At 71.7% G+C, this 18,630-nt stretch carries 15 protein-coding genes; 9 read left to right on the top strand and 6 right to left on the bottom strand.

All coding sequences use genetic code 11. The features are described 5' to 3' along the window. Window positions 1-32 precede the first annotated feature (32 nt). A complete protein-coding gene (locus tag FV234_RS16735) occupies window positions 33-1,310 on the bottom strand; it encodes an O-antigen ligase family protein (RefSeq protein ID WP_147830457.1) in 1,278 nt (425 codons plus the stop codon). Window positions 1,311-1,524: 214 nt separating this feature from the next. On the opposite strand from FV234_RS16735, the gene FV234_RS16730 reads away from it, so the two are divergent. The 7 genes from FV234_RS16730 to FV234_RS16700 all read left to right on the top strand — a co-directional run bounded on the left by FV234_RS16730 (window position 1,525) and on the right by FV234_RS16700 (window position 10,945). Then, window positions 1,525-2,418, top strand: a complete 894-nt coding sequence (locus FV234_RS16730) for a polysaccharide deacetylase family protein (protein WP_147830455.1) — start codon at window positions 1,525-1,527, stop codon at window positions 2,416-2,418. 52 nt (window positions 2,419-2,470) lie between these two features. Beyond that, on the top strand, window positions 2,471-3,415 hold the full coding sequence (locus FV234_RS16725) for an NAD(P)H-binding protein (protein ID WP_147754484.1): 945 nt from the start codon (window positions 2,471-2,473) through the stop codon (window positions 3,413-3,415). Window positions 3,416-3,552: 137 nt separating this feature from the next. Continuing rightward, window positions 3,553-6,999: a double-strand break repair helicase AddA gene (gene addA, locus FV234_RS16720; RefSeq protein ID WP_147830452.1), complete on the top strand. Its 3,447-nt coding sequence runs from the start codon at window positions 3,553-3,555 to the stop codon at window positions 6,997-6,999. Between the two features lie 225 nt (window positions 7,000-7,224). Beyond that, a complete protein-coding gene (locus tag FV234_RS16715) occupies window positions 7,225-8,361 on the top strand; it encodes an S-(hydroxymethyl)glutathione dehydrogenase/class III alcohol dehydrogenase (protein ID WP_147751016.1) in 1,137 nt (378 codons plus the stop codon). Between the two features lie 77 nt (window positions 8,362-8,438). After that, on the top strand, window positions 8,439-9,272 hold the full coding sequence (gene fghA, locus FV234_RS16710) for an S-formylglutathione hydrolase (protein ID WP_147830450.1): 834 nt from the start codon (window positions 8,439-8,441) through the stop codon (window positions 9,270-9,272). A gap of 146 nt (window positions 9,273-9,418) precedes the next feature. Then, entirely contained in the window at window positions 9,419-10,621 is a 1,203-nt protein-coding gene (locus FV234_RS16705; protein ID WP_147830448.1) for a molybdopterin-dependent oxidoreductase, read from the top strand. Window positions 10,622-10,633: 12 nt separating this feature from the next. After that, complete coding sequence (locus FV234_RS16700) at window positions 10,634-10,945, top strand: cytochrome c (protein ID WP_147751019.1); 312 nt, start codon at window positions 10,634-10,636, stop codon at window positions 10,943-10,945. A gap of 25 nt (window positions 10,946-10,970) precedes the next feature. Here the strand turns inward: FV234_RS16700 and FV234_RS16695 are convergent, their stop codons facing one another. Further along, window positions 10,971-11,228 carry a hypothetical protein gene (locus FV234_RS16695; protein ID WP_147751020.1) on the bottom strand — a complete coding sequence of 86 codons (258 nt, stop codon included), beginning with the start codon at window positions 11,226-11,228 and terminating at the stop codon, window positions 10,971-10,973. Between the two features lie 176 nt (window positions 11,229-11,404). Here FV234_RS16695 and FV234_RS16690 point away from each other — a divergent pair, with 176 nt between their 5' ends. Both FV234_RS16690 and FV234_RS16685 read left to right on the top strand, forming a co-directional pair. Continuing rightward, complete coding sequence (locus FV234_RS16690; protein WP_147751048.1) at window positions 11,405-12,463, top strand: putative sulfate exporter family transporter; 1,059 nt, start codon at window positions 11,405-11,407, stop codon at window positions 12,461-12,463. Window positions 12,464-12,540: 77 nt separating this feature from the next. Beyond that, window positions 12,541-13,479, top strand: coding sequence for a dihydrodipicolinate synthase family protein (locus FV234_RS16685; RefSeq protein WP_147830446.1), 939 nt, complete (start codon window positions 12,541-12,543; stop codon window positions 13,477-13,479). 342 nt (window positions 13,480-13,821) lie between these two features. Here the strand turns inward: FV234_RS16685 and addB are convergent, their stop codons facing one another. From addB to FV234_RS16665, 4 genes are all read right to left on the bottom strand, one after another. Next, a complete protein-coding gene (addB, locus tag FV234_RS16680) occupies window positions 13,822-17,022 on the bottom strand; it encodes a double-strand break repair protein AddB (RefSeq protein WP_238271057.1) in 3,201 nt (1,066 codons plus the stop codon). After that, entirely contained in the window at window positions 17,019-17,486 is a 468-nt protein-coding gene (locus FV234_RS16675; protein WP_147830445.1) for a hypothetical protein, read from the bottom strand. Before FV234_RS16675 ends, addB begins: the two co-directional genes overlap by 4 nt. Continuing rightward, complete coding sequence (locus tag FV234_RS16670; protein ID WP_147751023.1) at window positions 17,483-17,761, bottom strand: hypothetical protein; 279 nt, start codon at window positions 17,759-17,761, stop codon at window positions 17,483-17,485. Before FV234_RS16670 ends, FV234_RS16675 begins: the two co-directional genes overlap by 4 nt. Window positions 17,762-17,843: 82 nt before the next feature. Continuing rightward, window positions 17,844-18,521, bottom strand: a complete 678-nt coding sequence (locus FV234_RS16665) for a nucleotidyltransferase family protein (protein ID WP_238271137.1) — start codon at window positions 18,519-18,521, stop codon at window positions 17,844-17,846. Window positions 18,522-18,630: the final 109 nt, after the last annotated feature.

The following is an 18,630-nucleotide window of genomic DNA, read 5'->3' as shown; positions in this document are numbered from 1 at the left end:
GCCGGAGGCTCCGGCGATGGCAAGCGGCCCGGTCACGAAGCCTCGGCGGCTGCGGGACTGCCGGCGCGAGTCACGGCGGCGGCCGCGAGCACGAGGGCGAAGCCGAACAGGAACACCGGGTTGATCGAGAGCTCCTCGAACATCAGCGAGGGCACCATGAACAGCACCGTGTAGAACACGAGCGGGCCGAACCGCTGCGGGCTGAGCACGATCCGTACCGTCCCGACGAGGAAGGCGAGCGCGACGAGGACCCCGCTCTGGAGGGCCAGGGTGACGACGGCGTTGTGCGGCGTGCCGACGCCGGCCATCATCAGGAGCTGGTTCTCCTTCGCGACGTTGCCGAGGCCGAGCGGATGGGTCGCGGCGAGTTGCAGCCCGGCCGCGGTGGAATCGAGCCGCTCCAGGATGTTGCTGTCGGCGTGGCTGTCGGCGACGAACCGCTTCTCGATCGCCGACTGGAGCTGCTCCGGGACGGGCGCGTAGCCGGTTGCGCTGAACAGCATGACGAGCCCGCAGACGACCGCCGCCCCCGACAGGACGGCGTAGACGCTGACGCTCTTGCGGAGGATCAGCCCGAGGACGATCGCCGGCAGGATGAGCCCGGCGCGGTTGTTGGTCAGCGGAAAGCTGACGAGAAGGCCTGCGAAGTACGCCACGTAGATCGCGCTGCGGCCGGTGCGGTACCAGAGGTAGGCCGCCGCTGCGCCGGCCAACGCGAACACGTGCCCGGTCTCGTTGCCCGCGGTCCAAAGGCCGCCGAGCTTGTCCTTCATGAACAGGACGAATTCCGGCTCGAGGCCGTCGGTCGGCACGGCAAGCCCGACGGCGGTGAGCTCGATGCCGGCCGAGGCCGCGACCAGGACCAGGAGCGAGCCGGCGAAGCCCAGGAGCGTGCCGACCGCGAAGCTGTCGGCGGCCGCCGGCTCGCGGAGCAGGATCACGAGCTGCGTCGCCTGGACGAAGTACAGCAGCAGCACCAGGGTCAGGTACAGGTCGCCCTGCTGGACGTCGGCCTTCGCCACCAGCGAGGCGACGAGCAACAGAACGACCACGCCGATCGGCAGCGCCCGCGCCAGGAGCGTGGACAGGATGCGCGGACGGAGCAGAAAGTACGGGATCGTCAGGAACGGCAGCGCGTCCGACAGGCGCAGGAACGGCAGCCCGAAGGTCGAGGTCATCACGTTGAACTGCAGCGCGAAGCCGACGCCGAGGATCACGAGCCGGTCGAGCCGGCTCAGGGACACGCCTCCGGACGCCGGAACCGCCCGCTGCGGCTCGGCCGGGACGATGCCTCCCTGGGCGATCCGCATGCACGCCTCCTCGAAGTCCGGCACCCTCGGCGACCGGAGAGGGCCGACCTTGCACGGGATAGGTTTGGAAAGGCTTGCGACGGCGGACGACGAGAACGCCTGATCCCGGCGGGCTGGAGGCGCCACGGATTGGACGCCGCCCCGTTGCCCCATGCCTCGCCGACCCCATCTGCCGTCGCAGCATCCCCGAGCGCGTTCGGAGACCGGAGGACGGATGGACAGTTCGAAGGGCCACGGCCGCTATTCCTACAGCGCGTTGCCGGACCGGCCGACCTACGACTGGCCGGATGGCCGGCGCCTCGCGGTCTACGTCGCGCTGAACCTCGAGACCTTCGACTTCGGGTCGGGGCTCGGTGCCGAGCTCGCCCCCGGCGGCCCGCAGCCGGACGTGCTGAACTACGCCTGGCGCGATTGGGGCAACCGCGTCGGCGCGTGGCGGATCAAGGCGCTCCTCGACGAGCTCGGCCTGCCGGCGAGCGTGCTCGTCAACAGCCGCCTCTACGCCGACTGCCCCGGCCTGATCGAGGCGTTCCGCGCCCGCGGCGACGAGGTCGTCGGGCACGGGCGCACCAACGCCGAGCGCCAGGGCACCCTCGACGAGGCTGGCGAGCGCGCGCTCATCGCCGAGGCCACCGCCCTGCTGACCGAGCACGAGGGCAAGCCGCCCGCCGGCTGGCTCGGACCCTGGATCTCGCAATCGCGCCTTACCCCCGACCTGCTGGCGGAAGCCGGCTATCGTTACCTCCTCGACTGGGCCCACGACGACCAGCCGGTCTGGTTCGCGACCCGCGACGGCGGCCGCATCCTCTCGGTGCCCTACCCGCAGGAGCTGAACGACATCCCGGCGATCGTCGCCCGCAAGGAGACCGGGCGGCAATTCGCCGACGCGATCTCGGACGCCTTCGACGAGATGCTGGAGCAATCGCGCCACGCGCCGCTGGTGATGGGGATCGCGATCCACCCCTACATCGTCGGCCAGCCGCACCGGCTGAGGCCCCTGCGCGCGGCGCTCGCCCGCATCGCGGCACAGCGCGACGCGGTGTGGCTCACCACCGCCGGCGCCATCGCCGAGCATGCCGCGGGCGCGATGGCAGACGCGAAGGGTTAAAGCGATCATGGGGGTGGACCGGCCGGAGGGCGTGAGACCGCGCCGCGTCCTGATGCTGGGCGGCACAGGCACCATCGGCCGCGCGACCGTGCGGGCGCTGGTGACGCGCGGGCACGAGGTCGTTTGCCTGGTCAGGCACTCGCCGGAGGCCGCGCGAATCCCCGAGGGCGCCGTCGCGCGGGGCGTCGACCTCGCCGACCCGGCGTCGCTGGCGCGCGACGGCGTCCGCGGCGAGGCGTTCGACGTCCTGGTCTCGTGTCTCGCCTCCCGCACCGGCTTGCCCACCGACGCCTGGGCGATCGACCACGGAGCGCATGTGCGCGCCCTGGAGGCGAGCCGGGCGGCCGGAGTCGGGCACGTCGTGCTGCTCTCGGCGATCTGCGTCCAGAAGCCGGTCCTCGCCTTCCAGCACGCCAAGCTCGCCTTCGAGGCCGAGCTGATCGCGTCGGGGCTCGACTACACGATCGTCCGGCCGACGGCCTTCTTCAAATCGCTGTCGGGGCAGGTCGAGCGCGTACGGCGCGGCAAGCCGTTCCTGGTCTTCGGCGACGGACGACTCACGGCCTGCAAGCCGATCGGCGACGACGACCTCGGGGCTTACCTCGCGGACTGCCTCGACGATCCCGCGCGCCGCAACCGGGTGCTGCCGATCGGCGGGCCGGGCGAGGCGATCACGCCGGAGGCCCAGGGCGAAGCGCTGTTCGCGCTCCTTGGGCGCGCGCCGCGCTTCACGCACGTGCCGGTGGCGCTGCTGGACGTGATCGTCGGCGTGCTGGCGACGCTCGGACGATTTCTGCCGGCCTTGGCGGCCAAGGCCGAACTCGCCCGCATCGGGCGCTACTACGCCACCGAGTCGATGCTCGTGCTCGACCTCGCGACCGGGCGCTACGACGCCGACGCCACCCCTTCGACGGGGTCGGAGACGCTGTTCGACCATTACGCGCGGCTCGTCCGCGGCGAGGCGGTGGCCGAGCGCGGCGACCACGCGGTATTCTGAGGACGCCCGAACCCGACGCGACCGTCGCGCTGCGAAGTCCGACCGCGCTTGCGCTCCGCGCAGCCGCATCCGATGGTTTTTCGCGTGCGGGCCGCGGGTCCGCTCCTGAGAAGTCCGCTTCTGAAAAGCAGGTGTCCATGAGCCGTCGCGAGGCCTTCGTCGTCGATCCCGGAACCGAGGACGCGCAAAGGCGCGCCGCGGACCCGCGCGCCTCGGCCTGGGTCTCGGCCAACGCGGGCGCCGGCAAGACCAAGGTGCTCACCGACCGGGTGGTGCGGCTGCTGCTCGACGGGGCGGCGCCGGCGCGCATCCTGTGCCTCACCTTCACGAAGGCCGCAGCCGCCAACATGTCGATCCGGATCTTCCGGACGCTGGGGCGCTGGGTGACCCTCGGCGACGCGGCGCTCTCGGCCGAGCTCGTCGCGCTCACCGGCCGGGCGGCCTCGCCCACCGACCTCGATGCGGCGCGGCGGCTGTTCGCCCGCGCGGTCGAGACGCCGGGCGGCCTGAAGATCGAGACGCTGCACGCGCTGTGCGAGCGGCTGCTGCACATGTTCCCGTTCGAGGCCAACGTGCCCGCCCGCTTCGCAGTGCTGGACGAGAACCTCGCCGCCGAGATGTTCGCCCACGAGACCGACCAGGTGCTGGCCGCCGCCGTCGGCGGCGACGCGGCCCTCGGCTGGGCCCTCGACCTCGTGACGCCGGAGGCGACGGGCGAGGCCCTGCGCAAGGCGATCCGGCAGGCGATGGCCGCGCGCGAGGTGCTCGGCGCGGGCGGCGGCCTGCGGCCGCAATTCTCCCGGCTCGGCGCGGCGCTGGGCCTTCGCGCCGGCGAGACCGCCGACACCGTGACGGCGTCGATCCTGGAGGGCGGGATCGACGACGGGCCGGGCTTCGCCGCGCGCCTGCGCACCGGGAAGGCGACCGACGAGAAGCTCGCCGACGGCCTGCTCGCCGCCGACGCCGCCACCGACGCGACGGAGCGGCTCGACCTCTATCGCGCGGTGTTCTTCACCGCCAAGGACGAGCCGAAGGCCGACAAGAGCCTCGGCACCAAGGCGGTCCCCGAGGACGTGCGCGAGGCGCTGACCGCCGAGCGCGACCGGCTCGTGCCGCTGTTCGACGCCCTGCGCGGCGCCCGCGCGCTCGCCCGCACCGAGGCGCTGTTCACGCTCGCCGCCGAGATCCACCGCCGGATCGAGGCGCAGAAGGCCAAGCTCGGAGCGCTCGACTTCGACGACCTGATCCACAAGACCCTCGACCTGCTCTCGCGGGTCGACGCCGCCTGGGTGCTGTACAAGCTCGACCGCGGCGTCGACCACGTCCTCGTGGACGAGGCGCAGGACACCAACCCGCAGCAATGGCGGATCCTCGACCGGCTCACCGCCGAGTTCGCCACCGGGGCCGGCGCCCGCGAGCAGTTGCGCACGCGCTTCGCCGTCGGCGACCCGAAGCAGTCGATCTACAGCTTCCAGGGCGCCGAGCCGCGCGAGTTCGCGACCATGCACGGCAAGTGGCGGGGCGAGGCGAAGGCGGCCAAGCTCAAGTTCGAGGACGTCGCGCTGGGGCTGTCCTTCCGCTCGACCCTCGGCGTGCTGCGGGCGGTGGACGCCACCTTCGGCGTGGCCGAGCATTACGAAGGCCTCGGCTTCGAGGACAAGGCGGTCGGCACCGTCCACACCACGGCGCGGGCCGGGGCGCCCGGCACGGTCGAGCTGTGGCCGGTGGCGGAGCCCGTGGAGGAGGTCGAGCCCGACGCCTGGGCGGCGCCCGTGGACGCGCCGGAGGCCAACGCGCCTGCGATCGTCACCGCGCGCCGGATCGCCCGCGCGGTGCGGACCTGGGTCACCGCCGGCGACACCAGCGGCCGGGTCTGGCGGCCGGGCGAGGTTCTGGTGCTGGTGCGCAAGCGCGGCCCCGCCTTCGAGGAGGTGATCCGAGCGCTGAAGGGCGCTGGCGTGCCGGTGGCGGGCCAGGACCGGCTCGACGTCGGCGCGCACATCGCGGTGGCCGACCTGGTCTCGATCGGCCGGGCCGGGCTGCTGCCCGCCGACGACCTGACGCTGGCCTGCGCGCTCAAGACGCCGCTGGTCGGCCTCACCGACGACCACCTCGTCCGCATCGCCGCCGACCGCGACCGGTCCGAGACCCTGGAGGACGCGCTCGGCCGCCACGCGGCGGCCGGCGACGCGGCGGCGATCCGTGGGCGCGATGCGCTCGCCGGCTGGATCGCCGCCGCGGGCGCGCAGGGACCGTTCGGCTTCTACGCCGCCCTCCTCGGGCCGGGCGGGGGCCGGGCCGCCCTCGTCGCCCGCCTCGGGGGCGAGGCGGGCGACGCCATCGACGTGTTCCTGCTCGGGGCCGCGCAGGCGGAGGCCGGGGCCGACGCCCCCTCGCTCGCCGGCTTCCTGGCGCGCTACTGCGCCGGAGGGCGGGGCGAGGCCGGCCACACGGTCAAGCGCGACATGGAATCCGGCCGCGACGAGGTGCGGGTGATGACCGTGCACGGCGCCAAGGGCCTGGAGGCCCCGGTCGTGGTGATGATCGACGGCTGCGAGGCGCCGGGCGGCAACGACCCGCCGCTGCTCGCGATGCCGGGCGACGTGCCGCCGGTGTGGTCGACCGCGAAACCCTACGATTCCGAGGCGATCGGCGCCGCGCGCGAGACCCTGCACGTGCGGGCCCGGGAGGAGCACAACCGCCTGCTCTACGTGGCGATGACGCGGGCCGCCGACCGGCTCGTGGTCGCGCCCTTCCGCGGCCAGACGCCGGTGGGGCCGACCGCCTGGTGCGAGATGATCCGCACCGGGATGGTGCAGGCGTTCGGCGAGGGCGAGGCGGTGGAGACCGCCTACGGCCCGGTCACCCTGTGGCGGGACGGGACCGGCCCGGAGACCGGCACGGCGCCGGCCGAGCCGGCGCCCGAGCCCGCCGCGCTCCCCGCATGGCTGCGCGAGCCGGTGGCCCCCGAGGCCGCCCCCGCGCCGCCGATCTCGCCCTCGGGGGTGATGCGCGCGGCCGACGGCGAGCGCCGGATCCCGCCACGGCAGGCCGACACCGAGGCGCGCCGGCGCGGCAAGCTGATCCACGCCCTGCTCGAGCACCTGCCGCGCCTCGAGCCGGCCGCCCGCGAGCCGGCAGCGACGGCGTTCGTGGCCGCCCGCGCGCCCGCCTTCCCGCGCCCTGCTCGCGCGAACGTCGTGCGGGCGGCCCTCGACCTGATCGAGACGCCCGACCTCGCGCCGCTCTTCGCCCGCGATGCGCGCGCCGAGGTCAGCCTGTCGGGGCGGGTGGTGGTGGAGGGCGTCGAGCGGCCGGTCTTCGGCCGCATCGACCGCCTCGCGGTCGCCGACGGCATCGTGCGACTCGCCGACTTCAAGACCGGACGCCCGCCGGACGAGGGCGCGCCGCCGCCGCGCCCCGAGACGGCGCAGATCGCCCTCTACGCCCGGCTGCTCGCGCGGATCTACCCGGACCACGCGATCCGGCCGATGCTGGTCTGGACCTCCGGCCCGGTGATCCGGACCTTGAGCGAGGACGAGATCGCCGAGGCTTTGGCCGGGCTCGGGCTCGCCGCAGCCTGAGGCGGCTAGGGGGATCTCGCGGCGGCCCGCGCCCCATGCGGGCGGCCCCTGCGGAAATGGCGGTTGCGTCGGCGCGCGAGAACCAGCATCAGGCATCCCGTATTTCGGGCCGTTCGGATCGCCGCCGCCGGATTCTCGTCACGGGAACGCCGAGGGTCGGAGCGAGCCGAAGCGCCGTCGCCTGTCGACGCCGTCCGTGATCGTTCAGGCACAGGGAAATCCGACATGAAGACGCGCGCAGCCGTGGCGTGGGAGGCGAAGAAGCCGCTCACCATCGAGACCATCGACATCGAGGGGCCCAAGGCCGGCGAAGTGCTCGTCGAGGTGATGGCCACCGGCATCTGCCACACCGACGCCTACACCCTCTCGGGCCTCGATTCGGAGGGCAAGTTCCCGGCGATCCTCGGCCACGAGGGCGCGGGCATCGTCCGCGAGGTCGGCGCCGGCGTCACCGACCTGAAGGTCGGCGACCACGTGATCCCGCTCTACACGCCCGAATGTCGCGGCTGTAAGTCGTGCCTGTCGCAGCGCACCAACCTCTGCACCGCGATCCGCGCGACGCAGGGCCAGGGCGTGATGCCGGACGGCACCTCGCGCTTCTCCTGCGTCTCCACCGGCGGCAGCCCGGGCGGGTCCGACACCCTGTTCCACTACATGGGCTGCTCGACCTTCTCGAACTTCACCGTGCTCCCGGCGATCGCACTCGCGAAGATCCGTGAGGACGCCCCCTTCGACAAGGTCTGCTACATCGGCTGCGGCGTCACCACCGGCATCGGCGCGGTGATCTACACCGCGAAGGTCTGGCCCGGCGCCAACGTCGTGGTGTTCGGCCTCGGCGGCATCGGCCTCAACGTGCTCCAGGCCGCGCGGATGGTGGGCGCCGACAAGATCATCGGCGTCGACATCAACCCCGACAAGCAGGAGATGGCGAAGAAGTTCGGGATGACGCACTTCATCAACCCGAAGGAAGTCGGCAACGACCACGTCGTGGCCGCGATCCTCGACGCGACCGGCGGCGGCGCCGACTTCTCGTTCGACTGCACCGGCAACGTCAACGTGATGCGCCAGGCGCTCGAGTGCTGCCACCGCGGCTGGGGCGAGTCGATCGTCATCGGCGTGGCGGAAGCCGGCAAGGAGATCTCGACCCGTCCGTTCCAGCTCGTCACCGGCCGCGTCTGGAAGGGCTCGGCCTTCGGCGGGGCGCGGGGCCGCACCGACGTGCCGAAGATCGTCGACTGGTACATGGAGGGCAAGATCAACATCGACGACCTGATCACCCACACCATGCCGCTCGACCAGATCAACCACGGCTTCGACCTGATGCACGAGGGCAAGTCGATCCGCTCGGTGGTGATTTACTAGGCCACGACGCGTACGCCCTCCCCCCTCGAGGGGGGAGGGACATGCCCGCCCGACCGTCCCGATCAGGAGATCACCCCATGGAAACCGTCTCGAAGGCCCTCTCGCATGGTGGCGTCCAGGGCGTGTACCGGCACGACGCCGAGACCACCGCCTGCCCGATGACCTTCGCGGTCTTCGTGCCGCCGCAGGCCAAGGACGGCCCGGTGCCGGTGCTGTGGTACCTTTCGGGGCTGACCTGCACCCACGCCAACGTCATGGACAAGGGCGAGTACCGGCAGGCCGCCGCCCGCCACGGCGTGATCGTCGTCGCGCCGGACACCTCGCCCCGCGGCGAGGGCATCCCCGACGAGGCCGGCAACTGGCAGTTCGGCTCCGGCGCGGGCTTCTACCTCGACGCGACGGAAGCTCCCTATTCCGCGAACTACCGGATGTGGAGCTACGTCACCGAAGAGCTTCCGGCGCTGATCGCGAAGAACTTCCCCGCGGACATGAGCCGCCAGGGCATCGTCGGCCACTCGATGGGCGGCCACGGCGCGCTCACCATCGCGCTGACCTATCCCGACCGCTTCAAGTCCTGCTCGGCCTTCGCACCGATCGCCCAGCCCTCCACGGCGGGCTGGTCGAAGCCGGCCTTCGAGAAGTATCTCGGCGCGGACACCGCGGCCTGGCGCGCCCACGACGCCACCGCACTGATCGAGGACGGACACCGCTTCCCCGAGCTCCTGGTGGACCAGGGCACCGCCGACAGCTTCCTCGACGACGGCCTGCGGCCGTGGCTGCTGGAAGAGGCCTGCAAGAAGGCCGGCATCGCGCTCACCCTGAACATGCGCGAGGGCTACGACCACTCCTACTTCTTCATCTCCAGCTTCATGGACGACCACATCGCCTGGGCCGCCGCCCGGCTGAAGTGACCGGACGGTGCCCGCCGCCTGACAGACCGCACGAAGCTTCGGCGCCGCATGGCCGGTGCCGGGGGTTTTACAGGCCCGCGATGCTATAACCTTCCGCAAAGACGCCGCCGCCCGATCCGGGACGGACGTCGCGACGGGAGGATGCCATGGCCGGTCTCGACAGGCGACAGGTGCTGATGCGGGCCGGGCTCGCGGCGATCGGCGCGGGGCTTCCCTTCCGCGCCGCCGCCGAGGACCGGATCGCCCTGCCCTTCGGCAACGGCGCGCGCGCCCTCGTCCGCTATCCGGGCAAACGCCCGCTGATCCAGCTCACCAGCCGCCCGCCGCAACTCGAAACGCCGTTCTCGGTGTTCGACGAGGGTGCGATCACGCCCAACGACGCCTTCTTCGTGCGCTACCACTTGGCCGACCTCCCACTCGCGATCGACCCGGAGACGTACCGACTGGAGATCAAGGGCCATGTCGAGCGCCCGGTCGCGCTGTCGCTTGCCGACCTCAAGCGCATGGCGCCGATGGAGGTTGTCGCGGTGAACCAATGCTCCGGCAATTCCCGCGGCTTCGTCGAGCCACGCGTCGCAGGCGGCCAGCTCGGCAACGGCGCCATGGGCAACGCCCGCTGGACCGGCGTGTCGTTGAAGGCGGTGCTCGACGCGGCTGGCATGAAAGCCGGCGCGGTGCAGGTCGCCTTCGACGGCCTCGATGGCCCGGTGATTCCCGAGACCCCGGACTTCGTGAAGGCGTTGACCGTCGATCACGCCCGCTCCGGCGAGGTGATGCTGGCTTGGGGCATGAACGGTCAGGACCTGCCCTTTCTCAACGGCTTTCCGGTACGCCTCGTGGTGCCGGGATTCTACGGCACGTACTGGGTGAAGCACCTCGGCGCGATCACCGTGCTCGACCGACCGTTCGAGGGCTTCTGGATGAAGTCCGCCTACCGGATCCCGGACACGCCGTGCGCCTGCACCGAGCCGGGCAAGGCGCCTGCGGCCACGGTGCCGATCGCGCGGTTGAACGTGCGCTCGTTCGTGACGAACCTAAGCGACGGCGCCAAGGTCAAGGCCGGGCCGACATCGCTTCGCGGCATCGCCTTCGACGGCGGCTCCGGCGTCGCGCGCGTCGAACTCTCGACGGACGACGGCCGCACCTGGATACCGGCCGAGCTCGGACAGGATCTCGGCCGCTACGCGTTCAGGACTTGGACGGCGACCACCGAACTCGGTGCCGGCATGCATGCCATTCGTGTGCGCGCGACAGCCAAGGATGGCGCAGGCCAGCCGATGGAGCCGCAGTGGAACCCGCCGGGCTACATGCGCAACGTCGTCGAGACCACCCGCATTCAAGCGGCCTGAAAGGGGGAATCGATGTCCATTCGCTGCCACATCGTACTTATGGTCTCGCTTTGGGCGGGCGCAACGACGGCCGCGCCACTGGATTACGCGTTGCCGGATGCCTATTCCGAATTGCGTTCGAGCGCAGGCCAAGAGGCCGGCCGCACGGCGGCGCAGGGCAATTGCCTCACCTGCCATTCGACCGACTACATCGCGATGCAGCCGCCGGGCAAAGGTAAGGCGTTCTGGGATGCTGAGGTGACCAAGATGATCAAGGTCTATCACGCCCCGATCGACGAGGCGGACGGCAAAGCGATCGCCGCCTATCTCGCGGACGCCTACTGAGGACGTCCCGCCGACGCGGACCGGTTCAGCGAAGGGCCGTCCCCGGAAGGGTCATCGATGTCGCTTCCGCGACCGCTCCGTGTGACGGCGTCTGCTCGGACAGGTAGATCCGGCCGCCCACGAACAGCAACGCGAGCGCCCAGAACACAATCGCGGCGCGGCGCGTCTCGCCGTAGCTCCCGAACTTTCCGGAGATCTTGGCGTCCGCACAGGCGCGCGACATCTCCATCGGCTCGCCGAAGGGGTCGTAGGCTGTCGTGAGTTGGTCGAGCTGGGCGGTCATGATGGAAGATGTCGCGCTTGGGCGCGCCTGAATCAATGGTTGCGTCTTCCGAAGATTCCTCGATAAGGAAAGACTTCTTCTCCGCCTGATCCTCGGCGTGGAAGTTCCTTCCCAAGCGCCCCTCGGGGTGCGGATTCTGCCGAGCGAGAGGCCGCATGGGCGCTGACTCGAAGCCGATGACGACATCCGCGCGCACTGAGCCGACCGCCGGCGCCGGCCCGTTCGCGCTGCTGCCGGGCATCCTCGTCTGCGTCGCGATCACCGGGATCGCCATGGGCGTCCAGGCCGCCGAGGAGCGCGCGCTGGATCACCCCTACATCGAGGCCCTGGTGATCGCGATCCTGCTCGGCATCGCGGTCCGCAGCGCCTGGGTGCCGGGTCCGCGCTTCCGCAGCGGAATCGCCTTCAGTGCCAAGCAGCTGCTCGAGCTCGCCGTGACCCTGCTCGGCGCCTCCTTGAGCCTCGGGGCGATCGTCGCCTCGGGGCCGGCGCTGCTCACGGGCATCGTCGGGACCGTGATCCTGACGATCGCGGCGAGCTACGGCATCTGCCGCCTGCTGGCGCTGCCGGCGCGGATGGCGATCCTCGTCGCCTGCGGCAACGCGATCTGCGGCAACTCGGCGATCGCCGCCGTCGCCCCGGTGATCGGGGCCGACAACAAGGACATCGCCGCCTCCATCGCCTTCACCGCCGTGCTCGGCGTGCTGATGGTGCTCGGGCTGCCGCTGTTCGTGCCGCTGGCCCACCTCTCCGACAACCAGTACGGCGTGCTCGCCGGCCTCACAGTCTACGCGGTGCCGCAGGTGCTGGCGGCCACCGTGCCGGTCAGCCTCGTCAGCACCCAGGTCGGCACCCTGGTGAAGCTCGTGCGCGTGCTGATGCTCGGCCCGGTGGTGCTGGCCTTCTCCGTCATCGCCCGGTGGCTGCCGGCCGACGGCGGCGCCGCGACAAGGCCCGGCCGCCTGAGCCTGACCCGGCTGGTGCCGTGGTTCATCGTCGGCTTCCTGGTGCTGGCGAGCCTGCGCTCGCTCGGCCTGATCCCCGACGCGGCCGCGCTGCCGATGACGAGGTTCGCCGGCCTCCTCACCGTCGTCTCGATGGCGGCGCTCGGCCTAGGCGTCGACGTGCGCATCCTCGCCCGCGTCGGCGGCCGCGTCACCGCCGCCGTCACCGGCTCGCTCCTCTTACTCATCGGCATCAGCCTCGTGCTGATCCGGACGCTCGGCATCCCCTGAGCGGCTGCGACGCGGGCGCCGAGACGGTCTATCCTCCGCGTCCCCCGGCGCGACGCCGTCACGAAGGATCGAACCCCATGCGCCTGGATGCCTCCGAACGCGGCGTCTTCCCGATCGCCCCGACGCCGTTCCATGCGGACGGCCGCATCGACGTCGACTCGATCGACCGGCTGACCGACTTCTACGCCGAAAACGGCGCCACCGGCCTCACCGTGCTCGGGGTGATGGGCGAGGCGGGCAAGCTCGATCAGGGCGAGGCGCTCGATGTCGCCCGCCGCTTCATCGTGCGGGCGGAGGGCCTGCCGGTGATCGTCGGCGTCTCGGCGCCGGGCTTCGCCGCGATGGCGTCGCTGGCCCGCAGCGCCATGGATGCGGGCGCGGCCGGCGTGATGATCGCGCCGCCGAGCACGCTCCGCACCGACGACCAGATCGTCGGCTATTACGCGCAGGCCGCCGAGGCGATCGGCGCCGACGTGCCGTTCGTGATCCAGGATTACCCGCTGACCTTCAGCGTGGTGATGACGCCGGGCGTGATCCGCCGGATCGTCAACGACAACCCGGCCTGCATGATGCTCAAGCACGAGGATTGGCCGGGGCTGGAGAAGATCTCGGCGCTCCGCGGCTTCGAGGCGGACGGCACGATGCGGCACATCGCGATCCTGTGCGGCAACGGCGGCCTGTTCCTCGATTTCGAGACCGAGCGCGGCGCCGACGGCGCGATGACCGGCTACGCCTTCCCCGACATGCTCGCCGACGTGGTCCGCCTGGCGGCCGCCGGCGAGCGCGATGCCGCGCACGACCTGTTCGACGCCCACCTGCCGCTGCTGCGCTACGAGCAGCAGCCCGGCATCGGGCTGGCGGTCCGCAAATACGTGATGGCCCGCCGCGGACTGATCGCCTCGCCCGCCCAGCGCAAGCCCGGCGGCGCCCTCGGCAAGAGGGCGGTGGCGGAGGTCGAGTACCTGCTCGGCCGCCTCGCCCGACACGACCCCCGCGCCGCGTTGGCCCCGGTCTGACGCCTCACGTCGCTTATACCAAGTCTCATGGGTCAGAACCCATGAGGTCCGGCGAACGACCGCCGCCCCGCAGTCGCGGGGGCCGAACCTCGATGAGTCGGGCTCACCGAGGTTCGGTATTACACGTCTCATCGAAGCGAAACGCGATCAGTCCCGCTCCCTCGCCGTCATCCCGGGGCTGCGCAGCAGAGCCCGGGATCCAGAGCCGCCGACAGCGCAGGATCGAGCACGACCTGCGGTTCTGAATCCCGGGCCCGCCTTCGGCGCCCCGGGACGACGGCTAGGGTTGCCGAAACCGGGTTTGCCAGAACCGCATCCCGGATCGATCCGTTGGCGATCGGATCACCCTTCCCCGTCACCCCCGAGCGACCATTCGCCGACGCGGGCGAGGTGGTCGTAGTCGCCGTAGGACTTGGCGTATTTCGGGTAGGGCCGCGAGGTGTAGGCGGCCTGCCCCGTCATGAAGCGGGCGACGAGCCCCTTCAGGCGCGTGGCGTGCTCCTCGACGATCTCGGGGACGGTGCGCGGATCGCCCTTGGGCGGCTTGACCGCCAGCGGCACGAACGGCTTCCGCCCTCCGGAGGCGTGGACGTAGAGCAGGTCCGGCGCCGCGTCCGCCGCCGGGAAGCCGTCGAAGGCGCCGTGCATCAGCATGGCCGCCTCCAGGGTCAGCTGCGGCGAGAAGCCGGCGAAGATTTCCCGCGCCGAGGGCGGCGCGCCGGTCTTGAAGTCGACGATACAGGCGCCGTCGGCCCCGCGCTCGATCCGGTCGGCGCGCGCCCGCAGGGTGAAGGTCTCGGACCCGAGCGGGATCGCCCAGCGGCCGAAGATCTCGGGCTCGACGCGGGCGAGCGTCGCCCGCCGCGCGATCTCCCAGGGCAGGTAGAGCGCGGCCATGCGCTCGTAGCGCGGCCACCACTCGGCGTAGAGCTCGGGGTAAATATCTTCGATTTTCGCGAACGAGTTTACGGCGATCTGAGTCAACTCCTCACGCGCGCGATCGAAGCTGGGCAACACATCCGGGTAGGTTTTCGCGAACTCATTGAAGATCGCGTGGATCATCGTGCCGCGGTCGCCCGCGCCCGGCCGCTCCGCCACCGCCTCCAAGGGATCGAGCCCGAGCACGTGGCGCGCGAAGATCGCGTAGGGGTCGCGGACCAGCGTCTCGATCTCGGTGACGCTGAGGCTGCGCGGAAACAGGGCCGGGTCCGGCTTCGGCTTCGGCTGGGTCAGGCGCGGTTGCGCCGCCGCGGTGTCGAGCGCTCGCGCGTAGCCGGCAAAGCGACGACCCGCGTCGAGCGCCGTCGCCCACGCCGCCTCGCCCGCGAACGCGCGGATGCGCTGCAGGAAGCGCGACGGCACGGTCGGCGAGCCCTCGCGCTTGGCCGCGCGGGTGATCACCGCGTCGCGGCAGCTCATGCCCTGCACGAAGTCGTGGGCGGCTTGGCCGAGCTGGCGCTCGGGCGGGTTGAGGCCGACGCGCTCGCGCATCGGGCGGTTGAGGAAGGCGTCCGTGGTGGTCTTGCCCGGCCAGACGCCCTCGTCGAGCCCAGCGAGCACGACGCGATCGTAGTGCATCAGGCGCGATCCGAGCGGATCGAGGATGCTCAGGCGCGGGTGCGGCGCCGGACCGGCGCAGGGCACGGTACGGTCGGCGGCGAGCGTGGTGAGGAAGGCGGGGTAGTCGTCGAAGTGTCCCGGCAGCAGCGCCGCGTCCGCCTCCGCGCGGTGGCCGACGAGGTTGCGCACGTCGTCGAACAGCGTGTCGAGGCAGTTCAGCGAGGCGTCCGCGATCGGCTCCGTCACATCCGCCGGCCGCGCCAGCAGCGCCTCGCAGACCTCGGCGTGGAGGCGTGCCGCCTCGACGAGGTCGCAGGACGCAGGCTCGGTGCCGCACGCGCCCGCGAACGCCGTGAGCGGGGCGAACGCGGCCTCCAGGTGGTCGAGGATCGCCGCCGCCAAGTCCCAGTCGAGGTCGGAGAGGCGCTGCTTGGCGCGGGGCTGGTGCCTGTGCGGGGCGGCGCGCTGGGCGGCAAGCGCATCCTTCAGGCCCTGGAAGCTGCCGGCCGGCGCCGGGCCGCGCAGCACGCCGATCTCGAGGGCCGCCGCCCCGCGCACGACGTCGCCGCGCGGAAGGCCGAGGCCGACCAGCGGGTGGGCCAGGAGCGCGATGATCCGCGGCGGGATCGCGTCGCCCTGCTCGGCGTGGAGGTCGACGGCAAGCTCCGCCGAGAGCCGTGCCAGCCGGCCCGCCGAACTGCGGCTCAGCGTCGACCCGGCGCTGTCCTCGGCGACGATGTCCCAGCGGGCGAGCTCGGCGGCGACCCGCATGGCGAGCGCGCGGTCGGGCGTGATCAGGGCGGCCGTCCGGCCCGGGGTGGCGAGCGTTTCGCGCAGGGCGAGGGCGGCGATCAGCGCCTCGTCGCGCTCGTCGGCGGCCTCGGCCACGGCGAGCCCGGCGAGGCCTTCACGGCCGAGGGTGTCGCGCAGGGCCGGGTCGAGGCGCGCCCAGGCGTCGGTGGTCTCGGCCGGGCGCAGGGCCTGGGACAGCAGGGCGGCGCGCGCGGTCGCCTCGGGATCGTGGCCGCCGAGATCGACGATCGCGGCCCGTGCGAGGCCGAGGCAGCCGGGGCCGAGCAGCCGATGCAGCACGGCCTGCGGATGGCCGTGGGCGACCTCGCGGTCGAAGCCGGCGCCGGTCTCGATCGCGTCCCACCCGGCCTCGTCGAGGTCGAGGTCGAGCCCCGGAAGCACCACCGCGCCGTGCGGCAGCCCCGCCACCGCGGCGATGAGCTTGGCGGTGGCCGGCACCGAGCCGGTGGAGCCGGCGATCACCACCGGGTCGCGCGGCCGCGCGCGGGTCAGCCGCGCGGCCTCCGCCAAGACGAGGTCGCGCGCGCGCGAGACCGGATCGGTGAGGCCGCGCTCGGCCAGGATCCGCGGCCAGTTCTCGGCGGCGATCCGCACGAAGTCGAGGGTCAGGCCGAAATAGCGCGAATACTCGGCCTCGACGGCGCCCGCGATCTCCGACCAGGGCAGCCCCTCGACGGTCAGCGCGTCCATCAGGCCTTCGAGGTCGGCGGCCAGCGCCACCGCGTCGGCGGGCGAGGCCGGCACCAGGAACGGCACCTCCTCGTCGATCGGCAGCAGCGAGCGATCGACCGCCTGCGCCCAGGACTGCACCAGCCGGGCGAGGATCAGCCGGCGCTCCAGCTTCTGCATCTCGGGGTCGAGCCCGGTGGCGGCGTTCGCCACGAGCGGCATCGCGGCGAGATCCAGCTCGGCCTCGTCCGCCTCGCCGAGGGGGATCATCCGCGGCAGCAGCGCCGCCTCGCCGAGCCGCGCGGCGAGGCGCTTGGCCAGCTCCTTCGCCACCCCCGGCGTCGGCAGGTAGATCGTCACGGCGGCCAGCGCCAGCGGGTCGCCCCCGAGGTCGCCGACGAGGCGCCCGTCGAGCAACGCGTCGACCAGCGTCGGCAGGAACGGCGCGCCGCGGGTGATGGTGAAGACGTGGGAGGGTTCGATCGGTTCGATCTGGGTCAACCGAAGATCCGTTCGCGCTCGTGCGTGAAGTTGAGGGCCTTCCTGCCGGACATCGCGCTCGTCAGGTAGAGGTGCAGGTCGTCAGTGATCAAAGTCACGTCCGGCTCTTGAGCATCCAGGATCGAGACGTCGTTGAGACCGAGCCTGTCGAAGTCGGAGGCATTCACGGCGACCGCACTTGGAACATATGTCTCCGTTGCCGCCTCGGCATAGCCACGAAACGCCTGAAGTACGGGGGCGAGACGAGCCTGGTCGAACTGCCGGATCAGGTTCGAGGTCTCGGCGAGGACGTTCGGCGTCGTGACGAAGACCGCCGCATCCCCGATCAGGAGCTTCAGCAGCGCGAAGTCGTCGATCGTGTAGATCCGTGTCCGCCGGTGGGCGGCGATGTAGGTTTCCGACGCGGTCCCGACGAAGAGCAGCAGAAGCAGGTTCGTATCGATGAACAGGCGTCTCGCACTCAAGGCTCGACTCGGCGGTCGGTGACGGAGACGACGCGGCCGTCGTCATCCTTGAGGTGCACCACCTTGTAGGATCGCTTGAGGTCGAGATCGCGCCCAAGTGCCGTCACCAGCGGCTTCGACGCGTCCCAAGGACGCGAAAAGCCGACGGTGATGAGCCATTGGTTCAGTGCGTCGTCGAACCGAATCTCTTCGAGGCCGATGTTCTTCGGCTGCTCGGCATCGAAGACCGTGGCGACATAGTCCTTCGCTTTGGAAACCGCTTCCTTCACGTCCACCGGGACCTCCGCAGCGACCAGGGCCAGCCTCGACGCGAGCAATCTAGAGGTTCCGCTTCCGTTCCTCAAACGGAATCGCCGCTCACCCCTCCTGCGCGCTTACCCGTACCCGCTCCTCGGCGGCGCGGATCGCGTCCGGTGTTCCGACGTGGAGCCATTGCCCGTCCAGGCGGAGGCCCGAGAGGCGGCTCGCCGCGATCGCGCGGTCGAACAGCAGGTTGAGCGAGAAGGCGCCGTCCGGCGTGTCGGCGAACAGCTCCGGCTTCAAGACCGCGACGCCCGCGTAGATGAAGGGCGCGATCCGGCGCTCGCCCCGCCGCGCGAGGCGGCCGTCGGCGGCCATCACGAAGTCGCCGGCGCCCTCGTAGCCGAGGCTGGTGGTGGTCGGCGCCACCAGGAGCAGGATGTCCATGCGCGCCGCGTCCCAGGCCTCGATGAGCCGGGCGAGGTTCGGGGTCGGGCCTTCCAGCCAGAACGAATCCGAGTTGAACACCACGAACGGATCGGCGCCGACGAGGTCCAGCGCCTTCTTCACGCCGCCGCCGGTCTCGAGCAGCGCCGCGCGTTCGTCGGAGACGACGACCTTCGGCAGGCCGCCCCGCTTGGCCAGGTGCCCCTCGATCAGGTCCGGCAGGTAGTGCACGTTGACCACCGCGGTCTCGATGCCGCCTTCCGCCGCCCGGTCGAGGGCGTGGTCGATCAGCGCCTTGCCGGCGACCTCCACCAGGGGCTTCGGCACGGTGGCGGTGACGGGGCGCATGCGCTTGCCCAGGCCCGCGGCGAGGACGAAAGCGCAGTTTATCGGGGATCGCGTGATCGGCGCTTGCGCGGTCGGCGGCGAGGCGGGGGTGTCGCTCATGCGCGGGGCT

Origin of the sequence: Methylobacterium sp. WL8, from assembly GCF_008040045.1 — a bacterium.
Classification (GTDB): Bacteria; Pseudomonadota; Alphaproteobacteria; order Rhizobiales; family Beijerinckiaceae; genus Methylobacterium; species Methylobacterium cerastii.
The sequence above is the reverse complement of the archived record's forward strand: the minus strand, read 5'-3'. Positions and strand labels throughout refer to the sequence as shown.